Below are 499 nucleotides of genomic sequence, written 5' to 3'. Positions count from 1 at the left end.
ACCGGTCGATGAGCACATCATGATTGACCCGATCAAAGAATTTCTCAAGATCGACGTCCACCACGATTCGGAAGCCGTCCTGCACATGTTGCTGTGCTGCGAGCACCGCGTCACGCGCCCGACGGCCGGGCCGGAACCCGTAGCTGTGTTCACTGAAAGTAGGGTCGATCAGCGGTTGCAGCACTTGCAACAGTGCCTGCTGAATCAGCCGGTCGGTGACGGTGGGTATGCCTAACTCTCGCTCGCTGCCATCTGGCTTGGGGATGCCGACGCGACGCACCGGACTAGGCCGATACGTGCCTGCCATCAGCTGCTTGCGGATGGTCGGTAACGCGGTCACCAGATAGCGGCCAGTCTGAGCAATGTCCATACCATCCCCCCTGTGTCAAACTGTTGTGAGACAACTTCATAACTCTAATTAAGGAAGTTGGTACCCACATGGAATCGAATATGACACCAGCAGCAGGACGCATCCAAGACGATATCGATGGTTTTTCTG

General features: G+C 56.1%; 1 pseudogene. It reads right to left on the bottom strand.

The annotated features are described in order from the left end of the window. Positions 1–376 (bottom strand): annotated as a pseudogene (locus tag F1735_RS34215) (reverse transcriptase domain-containing protein); the annotation flags it as partial. Positions 377–499: the final 123 nt, after the last annotated feature.

Source organism: Massilia genomosp. 1, assembly GCF_011682185.1.
Taxonomy (GTDB): domain Bacteria; phylum Pseudomonadota; class Gammaproteobacteria; order Burkholderiales; family Burkholderiaceae_D; genus Telluria_A; species Telluria_A rubra.
The sequence above is the reverse complement of the archived record's forward strand: the minus strand, read 5'-3'. Positions and strand labels throughout refer to the sequence as shown.